At 46.6% G+C, this 12,820-nt stretch carries 14 protein-coding genes; 6 read left to right on the top strand and 8 right to left on the bottom strand.

What is annotated here, in order from left to right; genetic code table 11:
- Positions 1–21 precede the first annotated feature (21 nt).
- From EKN56_RS02975 to EKN56_RS02955, 5 genes are read left to right on the top strand one after another with little or no spacing between them, the layout of a single operon-like run.
- A complete protein-coding gene (locus tag EKN56_RS02975) occupies positions 22–339 on the top strand; it encodes a phage GP46 family protein (protein WP_130590448.1) in 318 nt (105 codons plus the stop codon).
- A 32-nt stretch (positions 340–371) separates the two neighbouring features.
- Positions 372–1,442 (top strand): baseplate J/gp47 family protein, encoded by a 1,071-nt coding sequence (locus EKN56_RS02970; RefSeq protein WP_130590447.1) that lies wholly within the window; start codon positions 372–374, stop codon positions 1,440–1,442.
- The gene (locus EKN56_RS02965) at positions 1,432–2,007 is read left to right on the top strand and encodes a YmfQ family protein (RefSeq protein ID WP_313770513.1); all 576 of its coding nucleotides are present in this window, start codon (positions 1,432–1,434) and stop codon (positions 2,005–2,007) included. The genes EKN56_RS02970 and EKN56_RS02965 overlap by 11 nt, the downstream gene beginning before the upstream one ends.
- Complete coding sequence (locus EKN56_RS02960) at positions 2,004–2,792, top strand: gp53-like domain-containing protein (protein ID WP_130590446.1); 789 nt, start codon at positions 2,004–2,006, stop codon at positions 2,790–2,792. The genes EKN56_RS02965 and EKN56_RS02960 overlap by 4 nt, the downstream gene beginning before the upstream one ends.
- On the top strand, positions 2,792–3,232 hold the full coding sequence (locus EKN56_RS02955; protein WP_168189592.1) for a tail fiber assembly protein: 441 nt from the start codon (positions 2,792–2,794) through the stop codon (positions 3,230–3,232). The genes EKN56_RS02960 and EKN56_RS02955 overlap by 1 nt, the downstream gene beginning before the upstream one ends.
- A gap of 174 nt (positions 3,233–3,406) precedes the next feature.
- Here EKN56_RS02955 and EKN56_RS02950 read toward each other — a convergent pair whose 3' ends face one another.
- The 7 genes from EKN56_RS02950 to sdhE all read right to left on the bottom strand — a co-directional run bounded on the left by EKN56_RS02950 (position 3,407) and on the right by sdhE (position 10,750).
- Entirely contained in the window at positions 3,407–3,955 is a 549-nt protein-coding gene (locus EKN56_RS02950; RefSeq protein ID WP_130590444.1) for a toxin-activating lysine-acyltransferase, read from the bottom strand.
- A gap of 11 nt (positions 3,956–3,966) precedes the next feature.
- Positions 3,967–5,691 (bottom strand): ShlB/FhaC/HecB family hemolysin secretion/activation protein, encoded by a 1,725-nt coding sequence (locus tag EKN56_RS02945; protein WP_130590443.1) that lies wholly within the window; start codon positions 5,689–5,691, stop codon positions 3,967–3,969.
- A gap of 478 nt (positions 5,692–6,169) precedes the next feature.
- Entirely contained in the window at positions 6,170–7,807 is a 1,638-nt protein-coding gene (gene creD / locus EKN56_RS02940) for a cell envelope integrity protein CreD (protein ID WP_130593575.1), read from the bottom strand.
- Positions 7,808–7,919: 112 nt separating this feature from the next.
- Positions 7,920–9,350, bottom strand: coding sequence for a two-component system sensor histidine kinase CreC (gene creC, locus EKN56_RS02935; protein ID WP_130590442.1), 1,431 nt, complete (start codon positions 9,348–9,350; stop codon positions 7,920–7,922).
- Positions 9,347–10,027 (bottom strand): two-component system response regulator CreB, encoded by a 681-nt coding sequence (gene creB, locus EKN56_RS02930; protein ID WP_130590441.1) that lies wholly within the window; start codon positions 10,025–10,027, stop codon positions 9,347–9,349. Before creB ends, creC begins: the two co-directional genes overlap by 4 nt.
- A 53-nt stretch (positions 10,028–10,080) precedes the next feature.
- Positions 10,081–10,512, bottom strand: a complete 432-nt coding sequence (locus tag EKN56_RS02925; protein ID WP_130590440.1) for a protein YgfX — start codon at positions 10,510–10,512, stop codon at positions 10,081–10,083.
- A complete protein-coding gene (sdhE, locus tag EKN56_RS02920; protein ID WP_130590439.1) occupies positions 10,487–10,750 on the bottom strand; it encodes an FAD assembly factor SdhE in 264 nt (87 codons plus the stop codon). The genes EKN56_RS02925 and sdhE overlap by 26 nt, the downstream gene beginning before the upstream one ends.
- Before the next feature lie 335 nt (positions 10,751–11,085).
- Here sdhE and ygfZ point away from each other — a divergent pair, with 335 nt between their 5' ends.
- Positions 11,086–12,084 carry a tRNA-modifying protein YgfZ gene (ygfZ, locus tag EKN56_RS02915; protein WP_130590438.1) on the top strand — a complete coding sequence of 333 codons (999 nt, stop codon included), beginning with the start codon at positions 11,086–11,088 and terminating at the stop codon, positions 12,082–12,084.
- A 44-nt stretch (positions 12,085–12,128) separates the two neighbouring features.
- Here the strand turns inward: ygfZ and trhA are convergent, their stop codons facing one another.
- The gene (gene trhA, locus EKN56_RS02910; RefSeq protein ID WP_130590437.1) at positions 12,129–12,776 is read right to left on the bottom strand and encodes a PAQR family membrane homeostasis protein TrhA; all 648 of its coding nucleotides are present in this window, start codon (positions 12,774–12,776) and stop codon (positions 12,129–12,131) included.
- Between the last annotated feature and the right edge of the window lie 44 nt (positions 12,777–12,820).

The raw sequence follows: 12,820 nt of genomic DNA, 5'->3' as shown, positions 1-12,820 counted from the left end.
CCATGCAGCCATAATCGCTGCATGGATATGTTAATTGACCCAAAAACCCGCGATTACAACGGTAGTACAACTGACACATTGGCGAACGCCGTTTATTTGCGACTGATGACTCCGCTTGGTAGTTGGTGGGCTGATCCGACATTAGGGTCACGACTTCACGAACTGGAGCGGGAGAAAGATTTATCCAGAGTTTATCGACTAGCGAAACAGTATACCGAGCAGGCATTACAACCGCTAATTGATGATAAACGCGCTCGCTCTGTTACTCTCACGACAACCCGCTACCGAACAGGCTTTTTGTTATTAAACGTTAGCGTTATTGATGCGACAGACAAATAACAGGTATTTAAACACCCTGTGAGGCTGACATAATGCCGTTCTTAACCAAGACTTTTGCCACTTTGCGCGATGAATTGTTGCGCGACCTGAAAAACGGCATCCCGGATGCCGACATCAGCGCGGATAGTGATTATTTTATCCGGGCATCCTCTATCGCCAGTCTTGTTGCCGGAATTCATCGCGATCAGGCGTGGATTGTTCGTCAAATCTTCCCCGATACAGCAGACACGGAATACTTAGAACTACACGCCCGGACGCGTGGTTTAAGACGTAAAAGTGCCACGTTTGCGACAGGTTCAATCATGGTCACTGGTGAACCGGGTTCCAACCTTCCTGCGGGTTCCGAAATTAAGCGCGAAACTCGGTCATTATTTACGACTGAAGATGCTGTCATTGATGACGATGGTGTCATTAATGTTCGCATTCAAGCGTCTAGTGCCGGGACTCAAGAGAATACCTCTGCGGCAATGAATGGGACGTTAGTTAGTGCGCCGTTCGGTGTCGATAGTACAGTCATTATTGAACCGCTATCCGGGGGAACTGATGACGAAACCGACGCCGATTTACTCGCCCGGCTCTTAGAGTTAATCCGCCGCCCGCCTGCGGGGGGAAATCGCCATGATTATAGACGTTGGGCTTTGGAGGTGGATGGCGTAACAGGTGCTTACGTTTACCCATTGCGGAGAGGTCTTGGAACGGTTGACGTAGTGATTATTAGTGGCTCAGGGATAGCGCCTGTAGAGCTTATCCAAACCGTGAAAGATTATATCGAAGGATTACGCCCCGTAACGGCAAAAGATACGCTTATTTTAACTGCAACACTGAAAGCTGTTGACTTCATCATTGAAATAACCCGAGACGGTATCACCCAAGACGACGCAATTAATCAGGTTACATCAATTATTGAAGTGGCAATCAATCGTCTTGAGCCGGGACAGCCGTTAATCATTGCTCAAATTAGCGCGCAAATACTGACAATTACCGGTATCACAGACGTAAACATCATTTTACCTGAACATAACGTCAAACCGACTGTTGATGAATTGGTCGTTGAATGGATCAAGGTGGGTGATATTCAGATTAGAGGCATGAATGATGAATAGCGCCACGTTGTTAGCACTGTTACTGCCTCCCGTCAGCTATGACCCTAAAGGGACACGAATTAGCGCAGAATTACGCGCCGAGGGTGCTTTGCTTGATGTAACAAAAGAGAAATCAAACGAGGTGCTAAACGCGGTTACGCCATTTTTTGCTAACAACTTAATTAATGATTGGGAGCGCGTTCTCGATGTTATACCTTCAACCGACGCCACGTATCAGCAGCGCTTAGAACGCGTTCTTGCGAAATTATCTGAGACAGGCGGATTAAGTATTCCCTATTTCAAACGGATTGCCGCATCCCTCGGATACCTCATTGAAATTCAAGAATTTGAACCTTTTCGAGCTGGCGTCAACCGTGCTGGTGACAGAATCTATGTCCCTGAAATTATCTATGTCTGGAACGTCATTATTTATGGCAATAAAACGCCAGTTTATCGGTTTAGAGCGGGGGTTAGCTGTGCTGGGGAGCGCTTAACCAGTTTTGGTGATGACGTCATCGAAACGTTATTTAACGAGCTGAAACCCGCTTTTACGTATGTATATTTTAGTTATAAGGAAGAGAAATGAAAGAGCTTATCCCGCCGATTGATGCCCCTAGCGGGGTTTTTGTTGATGGTAATGAATTAACCGGTATAAAAGGCACTATTGTTGATTCTAAGTGGCTCAACAACGTGCAAGATGCAACACGCTCTATGCAATCAGAAATACTAACATTATTGACCGCAGCCGGTATTGACGCTAACACTGAACAATCAAATCAATTGATGTCCGCATTAAATGTACGCTATTTACAATCAGACAATGCATTATCTGAATTAAAAAACCTTGATAAATCCGCCGCCGCAGTTAAAAACCTTGGGTTAGAGGAAGTTGCATTTTTAGATGAAATTTTGCATCGTCAGGGAAATTTATATGAAATTTTCATTGCGGGTGCCGGGGCGCAAGCCGACTCGCGAAAAAATCTTGGCCTAAAATCTGCGGCTGTTTGCGATGTAGGTACAGGCACATGGCAAATACCTGATATGAGCAGTCAAGGGGTAACCTATACTGCGGGCGGAGGCATTCAGTATTTCTCTAACGGCCTAATGCGGCAATGGGGTACATCCGGTGCGATTGGAGGTAGTTGTAATTCGATAGATATTACATTTCCGGTGCCATTTCCAAATGGCATTCATCATGCACGTACGTTTGATGCTGGAAATCCAGACGCATCAATCAACCTTTGCATGATTGGCGTTACATCAAAAGCTGGTATGAAAATTTGGGGTGTTGCATCAATAAGCGCAGCGGGGCCAAGCTTGGCACCGTTAAATTCTGGTAAAGGTACACTATGGGAAGCTTGGGGGAATTAATGGCAATGAAATATTATTATAGCCCTGCTGAAAACCTGATGTATTCAGATATTAATCAATCAGCATATGAAGCATCGAAAACGTGGCCTTTAGATTTAATAGAGATTTCGGCAGATACTTTTTCGGAGTATGCCGGGACGCCGCCTTCAGGGAAAAAGCGAGGCTCAACCGATGGTGGCTTACCTACATGGATAGATATTCCACCACCAACCAAAGAAGAATTAACAGCAGCAATGGAGATGAAAAAGAACATGGCAGTTGATAACGCTAACGCCATTATCAATCGTTATAATTGGCCGTCAAAATTGACACTAGGAAGGTTGTCTGATGTCGAAAAAATACGGTTTAATGCATGGCTTGATTATATTGACGCTGTAATCGCTGTTGATGCATCAAAAGCGCCTGACATTAAGTTACCTATACCTCCGGAGTTAATGTAGTCGCGATTTATTTTGCACTATGCAAAATAAATGATTTTTATACATCGTTGGCTATGTAAATTAGAGCGCGACGCTATGCAATATTTTTCGCCGCGCTACACGGTATAAATTCTTGTTCATGAGTGAAATCCTTTTACTATTTTTTTTAGTTATTCACATCTGCCAGAGACAAGGTTACTGATTTAACGTTTGAGCTAACAGAGCCAGTGCCATCTCGTCTTTAATAACCGGATGCTCCCTGTACCACTGTTCTCGTTCCTGTCGTCGGGTATTCTTGCCATACCAGGTTTTGGTCTGATAGTTTTTGGTTTTGTGATAAATCATGCGGCCAAAGTGTTCAGGGAAAATAATGTCGGTGACAATTCGCTTCATCGCTATCGAATGGCCAAATGGCGCGATCCAGTCGTGGATCCATAAACGCTCACCGCTGGTCCAGTCCTCTTCTCTGAACATTAAGGCATCTTCAGTAAAGTAACGGCATTCAGCCTGCTCATTCATCCACGCCCATGACAGAAAAAACACCGGCTTATTACCTTCACTGACTAAAACAAACTGCTGGTTTTTAATAATGGGCAGCAACAGGGTCGGTAGCGTATTCAACGATGCGGTATTGTGTTGTGGAGAGTGCATCCATAACCAGACCGATGCCCCCAGAACCTCCGCTTCGTTTATTTCACCACCCAGCATTAACGGGGCGGTGATATGAAAGTTTCCATATTTCATCTCGCGCCTCCTTAATACTGCCAGTTCAGGTTAAAGCCTAACGTTACCGGATCGGTTTTAAAGCCATCCGGTTTTGAGGTGGGAATACCGGCAAACAGGTCATAGCTGGTATTCAGGGCATAACCTCTTAATCCCAGCACGGCCCCCGCCAGATGTTTCCCCAGCAGGTACTCACTTCCCCCACCGCCCACTTCGCCGTAGTCCAACCCGACATAGAGCTCCTGAGACGGTAGCGGCGTTTGCCATGCCAGTTCATTGCGGGTGAACCAACCCCGATCCGCTGACAGGCTCAGTTCGCCGTCATAACCTCTCACCGTATAGCGGCCGCCAATGGAGAAGCGGTCCTGTGAAGTCAGGCTGGTGGATGAAGGAAGCTGACGCTGGTACTGGCTGCGAAAGCTGAATTTCTGTTCAAACAGGCTGAAAGGCACGTCCAGATTGGCGGAAATCTGAGCTATTTTACTCAGGGCCGTCGCCAGACCGGTATACTCTTCCGGAGCAGGCTGCGCGCCAAACCAGCGGGTACCCTGCTGATAGCTTATTCCGGCATCCAGGGTGGCGGCGTAAATATAGTGGCGATGTTGTAAACCCAGACGCCAGGCTGAAGTATTGCGGCGCTGAACCTCTACTTCCGTATCATTAATATAGTTACGGGTCGATTTCAGCAGCACATCGTAAGTCAGAGTAGTTTTTTGTGAGGCATCGCGATGCAGCAAACGACTCAGTCCAAAGGTCAGGTTGTTACTGTCACCGCTGTAGTCGTAATTCTCAATCAGGCCCGCTACTTTCTGGTTGTAGCTGTAAGCACTGGTAGTGACATTGAATCCCCAGTAGCCATAAGGCACGGAATAGTGAGCGGTATAGTTATGACTACCCCGATCATTTTTCCATTGCAGGTCATGACCGCCGGAAATATAGAAAGTATCGCTAAGGGAAAGTGGGTTATCCACATACAGTGTCAATCCCCCCTGATAGCGACCGGTACTGGTGGTGCCGGAATCGTCCAGTGATGCGCCCAGCCGCCAGTGGCGATCCTGTTTCCAACTGATGGCTAAATCGGTTTCTCCCGGCTCAGCGCCCGGCAGCATATTGACATCCGCCTGCGCAGTGGGAACCCGTCGCAGGTTCTCTATTCCCTGTTCAATATCCCGCAGGTTGAGTAAATCCCCTTCAGATATCGGTAGGGTATTAAACGACTGGATATAGCCGCCGCTTTCAGGGGTAAACATAATATGACTGACTTTACCTTCCAGAATTTGCAGTTTCAGCTCACCGCTGTTCACATCCTGCGGTGGCGCTAATACCCGACTGGTGATATAGCCACGATCCACTAACCGATTTTGTATGGCACTCATCAGCAAATTAATGCCGTTACCACCAATACATTGCCCTTTGGCCTGATCGGCTACCCGCTGTAGCAGCAACCAGTTGGTTAAATAGTCGCTGCCGCTTAACGTCACCTGATTGATGGTGATGCAGTTCGCTTCCTGTGGGAATTGGGCAATCGCTGAGCTACCGGCAGGCAGTTTTATACGCACATCAGGCTGCTCTGGCGCAAGCTGTTCTTCCAGTGCTTTTTGACGCTCTTGTTGATTGATGATTTGCTGGTTATTAATGCTGTTCAGCTCAGGCGCTGAATGGGCATAAAAGGCAAACGGCAATAGCGCCGCTGGCCCCCAGAAATACAGAAAAGCTCGCTTCCGATGTGCGAGATTGGGATTGGTTTTAAAAGGCATACCCTGTCCGTGGTCATTATCCGTTATGAATAACTAAATAAAGCTACCTTATAGTCACATTTAGTTATTATTTTATTTTTACCTATTTGAGCGAGAATTATACAAGATGGATACACCACTTTATACCTGTTAAAAATACTAGTTTTTTTATGATGGATAATAGATTAAAAAAAGGCAGGATATTTAGTTATTGAAACTATCATTACTGTAATTATTGATTTTATTTTATTGATATTTAAATAAATTTTAAATACGAAACGATCGTAGTACATCGTGACTAACCGCTGTATTTAACCGTTTAAAAACATGACTCAAATTAAATAATAAGAGCAGATGTTCTTTCTCTGGGTAGATGATTAAATGGTGTGGTGTCTTCACCGAAACGGTGTTTTGAAATGTAAAAAACCCCGCACTCCAACTCTCGTTGAAATACGGGGTGAGGCAAATTTACGGCTAACAACCCATCAGTTCAGAAATGTTATTTCCATAACCGATATTTTCTTCGTTCCAGACTATCAGCATCCTGTTCGGCCACTGACTCAATATTGGCATCACCGGAAGGTTGCATGCCGCCACCTGATGTAGACGCAGATGCAATTGGTGCAGCTGGCGATGCTGGCGATGCTGGCGATGCTGGCGATGCTGGCGATGCTGGCGATGCTGGCGATGCTGGCGATGCTGGCGATGCTGGCGATGCTGGCGATGCTGGCGATGCTGGCGATGCTGGCGATGCAACCTTGTACCAGTCTAATCGACGAGTCAATGTCATAATGACAGCCAATACCACAAACAGTAATCCGGCACCTAACAGCAAGGCGTTATCTTCAGACTGCAACAGGACATACAGTACCGCGTACAGAATCAATAACCCGCCGGCAAAACTGATACCACGCCATACCCCTTTCAATACCGCACTTAAATAGAAACCAATCAGGCTGCTACAGCTTACCGCCGCAATACAATAAGCCCAGGCAAAACCGATTCGCTCCGAAAGTGCCAACAGAATAACGTAGAACACCATTAGCGCAGCAGCCACCAACAGATATTGCATCGGGTGAATAGATAACGACTTCAACACTTCGAACAGGAAAAAGGCGACAAAAGTCATGCTGATAAACAGAATGGCGTACTTCACCGTGCGCGTATTCAACTGATAATGATCAACCGGCTCAATAAAGCTGGTACTGAAGGTCGGAAAGCCCGACATTCTGCTGCCTTCACTGTATTCCGATTCAGTATAGCTGTATGAACTTGATGAACGTGACTGAGCCTGGCTTCTGCGAATATCGCTCATATCATAACGACCAAAGTTGTTATTAATATTATTAGCCAGCCAGCTGCTCTCCCAGCTGGCGGTAAAGCCCTGTTCAGTAACTTCACGTTTCGTCGGTAAGAACTGCCCCAGGAAGTTTGGATGTGGCCAGTTACCGCTAAGATTAAACGTTGAGGTTGCCCCAACCGGCATCAGCGCCAGATGACCCGTTCCCTGTAGTGAAACGGTAAATTCAAAATCCAGCGGCTGTGGAGAAGTCAGCACTGCTTCAGGGAAGACAGCATGCATTCCCTGAGGGAATTCTGAATATTTTGTTCCGGATTGAAACACGCTCTGATGTTGATTCAGTTTAACCGTTGGTACGGCGGTAATGCCGCGGGAATCTGCCAGCGCTAATACCAGATACGGCTTCTCATAGGTGATTTTGTCATTATTAACTAAACTCACTTTACCGAAAGAGCCTTTAAACTGTAACTGGCTCTGATAAACCTGAGTCTGATAAATACCCACCTTACGTGGTTCTACATTTACGCTACCATCAACCGCTAAGTTATCCGGCAGGAAGTAACTCTGCCCCTGTATCCGGTTGACCTTTTTTATCGTTTTGCCTTTTTTGGTGTCGTCAGTGACAATTTCAGTTTCAAGACGCACATAGGGAACCACTAATATTGGTCCAATAACCGTCTGTTCACCGCTGGTTCCATCTTTAATTTGGCTAATGACACTTTCCCGATATTGATTACGGCCATCAATCATCTCCAGCACCATGCCAATAGGTACTAACATCAGTAACGTTAGTACGATAAGTACAAACACTTTCCAAAATAACGTTGATTTAAACATCACCAAACACTCCTGTTCCTATTATGAGGTCAGGATAAATGTGCTGCGTGAACAGATGATGATGTTGTGTGAAGGCAGTGTGAAGTCAGCGATTTATATCAAGTCAGATGACTTATTTTTCTTTCACCGGCAGAATGAAAATGGCCTTTGCTCCCCCCTGTTCACCATTCACTAAACGAATAGTTCCCTGATGAATAGAGGCGACTTCTCGCACAAAACTCAGGCCCAGTCCGGTACTTTTCTCTTTATCCGGACGAGGAAGGGAATAGAAGCGATCGAACACTTTGTCCAGCGCATACTCCGGCATGCCCGGGCCGCTGTCTGCCACAATAATGCGATAATGTTTATCAATAAACTCACCGCTAATCGAGATCTCGCCGCCTTCTGGCGTGAAATCCAAAGCATTATCGAGCAGATTACTGAACGCTTGCTCCAGCAACAGCTTGTCGCCACGAACGCTGACCGGTGCGTCAATTTGACTGGTTAGCTGAATTTTACGATGGGTAATCTGCGCCTCTTTAGCGGCAATCACACTGTGCAAGACTTCCGCCAGATCCACCGGTGCCAACTCCTGACGAATTCGGCTCTCAACCTGAGCCTGTTGCAACATGCGGTCCACCAGCAGTTGCAGCCGTTCATTTTGTTGTTGAATATTGCTGATAAAGCGCAGAGCTACCGGTTTTGGCGGCATCTCCTGTAGGATCTCTGCCGCACCACGAATGGCAGCCAGTGGACTTTTCAGTTCATGAGTCAGAGTGTGGACATATTTTTCGATATAGTCCTTACCTTCCAGCTTAATTCGCATACTTTCCAGCGCACGGGCCAGACTGGATAACTCCGGGCTATCCATTTTCGGCAAGGTTGGTGCATTGCCATCGGCCACTTCACTGGCGTAGCGCACCAGACGAGAAATAGAACGGTTAATCCACCATACAAAACCGGCCCCAATCACCAGCGCAATACCTAATAAAATGCCGCCAGCAATCTCCATTCGGCGTTCACTGCGGCGAATGACTGGTTGCATAGTCTGGTTAGGTTTGGATACGGTTAGTGACCCAATTATCTTACCGTCAGAGGATTTAATCGGTGCTGCTACATACATGACTGAAGTACTTTCATCTTCAGGATCAAGACGGGTACTACGCGCACCGTACTTTCCTCGTAGAGTCAGGTAGACATCGTTCCAGCGCGAGTAGTCCTGACCCAGTGCTTCGCCGCTGGAATCAAAAATGACTTTCCCTTTGCTGTCAGTAATATAGACCCGATACTCCATCCGGTTTTTAACAATATGGTCAATCTGAGCGCCAATCGGCGTACGATTAATATCAAAGAAAGCCTGAGCAATATGACCCTGACTCAGGTTGCGATTACGGATATCCTGTTCGGCAATTTGAGCCAGAAGGTTGGCGGTATCCACCATCATTCCTTCTGTTGCACGCCGCACGCCGGGTTTCACTTCCTGAACAAAAATATTCATAACGAAATAAGCCGCCACGGCTACAATCATAAAAAAGCCGAGCAGTAAGCGAAAACCGATTCTCATTTATCAGGACTCAGGCTATATCCCAAACCGCGATGGGTCTGAATCGGATTGGTTTCTTCTGATATTGCCCGCAGTTTGGCCCTTAAGGTTTTGATATGGGTATCCACGGTACGATCCAGACTCTCTTCTGCATCCTGCCATACCAAATCCATCAGTTGCTGGCGGGAGAATACCCGACGAGGTGATTTAATCAGCGTTCTTAACAGCAGAAACTCATAGCGGGTTAGTAATAATGTCTGACCGCAGAAGGTAATCGTGGCGCCCTCTTCATCCAGTCCAAATGCGCCGTAGCTGGGCAACATTCGCTGCTGTTTTTCCAGACGACGCAGAATAGTTCGAACTCTGGCGCTGACTTCGCGCGGGGAGAAAGGCTTGGCAATATAATCATCGGCACCGATTTCCAGACCGACAATCCGATCCAGCTCTTCACTACGGGCGGTGAGAAAAATCAGCGGTAAATCGGCAGATTGCGCCAGCATACGACGACACAGGTCAAAACCATTAATATCCGGTAACCCGACATCAAGAATGGCTAACGCCGGTCGGCTCTGGTTCAGGGCAGCCAGCACCGGTTCGCCACGCTCAAACCAGCGAACTTCAAAACCGTCGGTCTCTAACGTATAGATTAGGGTATCCGCGATGCTTGCTTCATCTTCAACCAGCCAAATTAGTGACATAACCTTATTCCATATCCTTTCATTCGGGCTACCTGTGCCCTTTCCATCATTTTTTAATGCTTATTCTGTTGTTTATCAAGCTGAAGAAGATGAAAACGTAAGCTACTCCATGCTTCTGCATCCATACTGTCGGTCGCCAGCCAAACGCGACGGCGGGAGTATTTTCCCGAGACAGACGTAAGCCTCAACATAACGCCCCATTTTAACATCATCGGCTTTCCTGATATGCGCCACTCTTCGCGATGCCACTGAATATCGTAATTACTCAGCAATATCATCTCACCCTGCATTCGCTGTATATGGCGCTGACTGCGTAAACAGTCAAAAATGACCAGAGTCACCAGCGTTAGCCACAGCGGCCAATAACCATCATTCCACGGGGAGAGTAACACGAGTAGTACCAGGGCACCGTGTATCAACAATGAAATGCATTGGGTTTTCCAGGAAACCCTAATGTCACTATGCCAGAGAACTACGTTCGGCATTTTTCTTCTGAATCATTTTGATCATACGAGCCATATCTGCCTCTTCCGGTACTGCCTGATTCATTAACCAGCGATACAGTTGAGGATCTTCACATTCCAGTAAGCGAATAAACACTTGCTTATCGGCATCCGGCAGACTGTCATAATCATTTTCAAAAAATGGCATGATGGCAATATCCAGCTCGCGCATTCCGCGGCGACACGCCCAGTGAATTCGGGTTTTATTATTAATATCCATTATGACTCTTACTCATATCAGGTTACGTGGTGGTGTAGAGTAACAATTTGGCTCGGATTTGGGAAAGGCTACAGATAAAGTTAGCTTAAATTTGCCATAAGGATCGAAATTGTTGTGCCAAATCTGACTTATACTCGATAGAGCATGGTGTTTTATCCGGATTCAATATCACACCTTCATTAACGAAAAACTTTCCAGCGAAAGAACCACGATTCTTATACTGCATTTCGTTATTGTTAAGTAAACTATGCAACAGCTTAATGCCGCAATATGGCGGCCCCTGAATTTGTTATCCGGGCTCATCTGTATATTGTTCTATTTATGTTGGAGTACCTATGACTTATAAATCCCCACTACCTTCTCAGTTAGCCTGTCCATCCTCTGACCTGTCGCTGACTCTGATATCACTAGAAGACTGGGCTCTGGTAACCCTGAGCGGTGAAGATAATCGTAAGTACTTACAAGGGCAGCTTAGTAATGATGTGTTTGCCTTACAGCCGGATCAACATCAGTTAGCCGCTCACTGTGACGCCAAAGGCAAAATGTGGAGCGCCATTCGCCTGTTCCAGTATGGTGATGCTCTGGCTTATCTACAGCGCAGTAGCCTGTGTGATAACCAACTCACCGAGCTTAAAAAGTATGCGGTGTTCTCTAAAGTCACCATTGAGCGAAAAAATGACGCGGTACTTTTGGGTGTTGCAGGTAGCAATGCCCGAACCATGCTGTCATCCCTTTATGCAACGCTGCCGGATGCCACCACGTCCGTAGTGCAACATGGCGATACCTGCATTCTGCACTTCTCTCTGCCAACCGAGCGCTTCCTGTTTGTAACCAATCAGGATGAAGCTAACAGTTTGTACGGTTATTTGCTGGGTAAAGCGGCGCTGAATGATAGCCGCCAGTGGCTGGCACTGGATATTGAAGCCGGTATTCCGGTGATTGACAGCGCCACCAGCGATGAATTTATTCCTCAGGCTACTAATATTCAGGCTCTGGATGGTATCAGCTTTACCAAAGGCTGCTATAGCGGACAGGAGATGATTGCCCGTGCTAAATACCGCGGTGCGAATAAACGCGCCATGTACTGGCTATCGGGTAAGGCACTGAGTCTGCCAAATACCGGGGACGATCTGGAATTGCAGTTGGGAGAGAACTGGCGCCGTACCGGTACCGTGCTGGCCTCAGTCAAACTGACAGACAACACTATTTGGGTACAGGCGGTATTAAATAACGATCTGGACAGTGATGCTGTTCTGCGGGTAAAAGATGATGTAACCAGTCAGTTAACTATTCAACCGTTACCTTATTCACTGGAAGAAACCGACAAAGCGTAATATTCAACTGGCTTCCTGCTGTGTTGCAGGAAGCCAGATTATCATCAGGCAATATACAGATAAATGGCCAGAAAATGGCAGACACTGCCACCCAGCACAAAACCGTGCCAGATAGCATGATTAAACGGGATTCGCTTATTCACATAGAAAATAACACCCAGACTATAAATAATTCCACCTACCGCTAATAGCCCAACCGCCCCTACTGATAGTTTCACCGCCATCTGATAAATCACCACCAGAGAAAGCCACCCCATTCCCAGATAGGTTACCAGTGAGACCACTTTAAAACGGTGAGTAAATGCTAACTTAAACAGCACACCAATCAGTGCCAGACTCCAGATAACCACCATTAGTCCCTGTGCCAGTGGAGAGCCTAATCCCACCAGCAAGAAAGGCGTATAGGTACCGGCAATCAGCAGATAAATTGCGCAGTGGTCAAACACTTTTAGCCGACGCTTGGCAGCCTGATTGGGAATGGCATGATAAAGCGTTGAGGCCAGAAACAGCAGAATAATGCTGCCGCCATACAGGCTATAGCTGGTAATTTCCAGGGAACCGGCATCTTTACCGATGGCCTGAGTTAAAAGCAGTACCAGCCCGACAATACCTAAAATAAATCCAATGCCGTGGCTAATACTATTGGCAATCTCTTCGGCTACGGAGTAACCCTGTTTAACAGACGCTGACATACGGTGACCTTTTATTCAGGATAAAAACAACGTCGATAGTTTTG

The sequence above is a fragment of the Limnobaculum zhutongyuii genome, assembly GCF_004295645.1.
GTDB lineage: Bacteria > Pseudomonadota > Gammaproteobacteria > Enterobacterales > Enterobacteriaceae > Limnobaculum > Limnobaculum zhutongyuii.
This window is presented reverse-complemented; position numbering and strand designations above follow the sequence as displayed.

Excerpts from the sequence above, each read along its gene's own strand:
- EKN56_RS02975 (WP_130590448.1), top strand. The coding sequence starts at position 22 with ATGGATATGTTAATTGACCCAAAAACCCGCGATTACAACGGTAGTACA.
- EKN56_RS02970 (WP_130590447.1), top strand. The coding sequence starts at position 372 with ATGCCGTTCTTAACCAAGACTTTTGCCACTTTGCGCGATGAATTGTTG.
- EKN56_RS02965 (WP_313770513.1), top strand. The coding sequence starts at position 1,432 with ATGATGAATAGCGCCACGTTGTTAGCACTGTTACTGCCTCCCGTCAGC.
- EKN56_RS02960 (WP_130590446.1), top strand. The coding sequence starts at position 2,004 with ATGAAAGAGCTTATCCCGCCGATTGATGCCCCTAGCGGGGTTTTTGTT.
- EKN56_RS02955 (WP_168189592.1), top strand. The coding sequence starts at position 2,792 with ATGGCAATGAAATATTATTATAGCCCTGCTGAAAACCTGATGTATTCA.
- EKN56_RS02950 (WP_130590444.1), bottom strand. The coding sequence starts at position 3,955 with ATGAAATATGGAAACTTTCATATCACCGCCCCGTTAATGCTGGGTGGT.
- EKN56_RS02945 (WP_130590443.1), bottom strand. The coding sequence starts at position 5,691 with ATGCCTTTTAAAACCAATCCCAATCTCGCACATCGGAAGCGAGCTTTT.
- creD (WP_130593575.1), bottom strand. The coding sequence starts at position 7,807 with ATGTTTAAATCAACGTTATTTTGGAAAGTGTTTGTACTTATCGTACTA.
- creC (WP_130590442.1), bottom strand. The coding sequence starts at position 9,350 with ATGAGAATCGGTTTTCGCTTACTGCTCGGCTTTTTTATGATTGTAGCC.
- creB (WP_130590441.1), bottom strand. The coding sequence starts at position 10,027 with ATGTCACTAATTTGGCTGGTTGAAGATGAAGCAAGCATCGCGGATACC.
- EKN56_RS02925 (WP_130590440.1), bottom strand. The coding sequence starts at position 10,512 with ATGCCGAACGTAGTTCTCTGGCATAGTGACATTAGGGTTTCCTGGAAA.
- sdhE (WP_130590439.1), bottom strand. The coding sequence starts at position 10,750 with ATGGATATTAATAATAAAACCCGAATTCACTGGGCGTGTCGCCGCGGA.
- ygfZ (WP_130590438.1), top strand. The coding sequence starts at position 11,086 with ATGACTTATAAATCCCCACTACCTTCTCAGTTAGCCTGTCCATCCTCT.
- trhA (WP_130590437.1), bottom strand. The coding sequence starts at position 12,776 with ATGTCAGCGTCTGTTAAACAGGGTTACTCCGTAGCCGAAGAGATTGCC.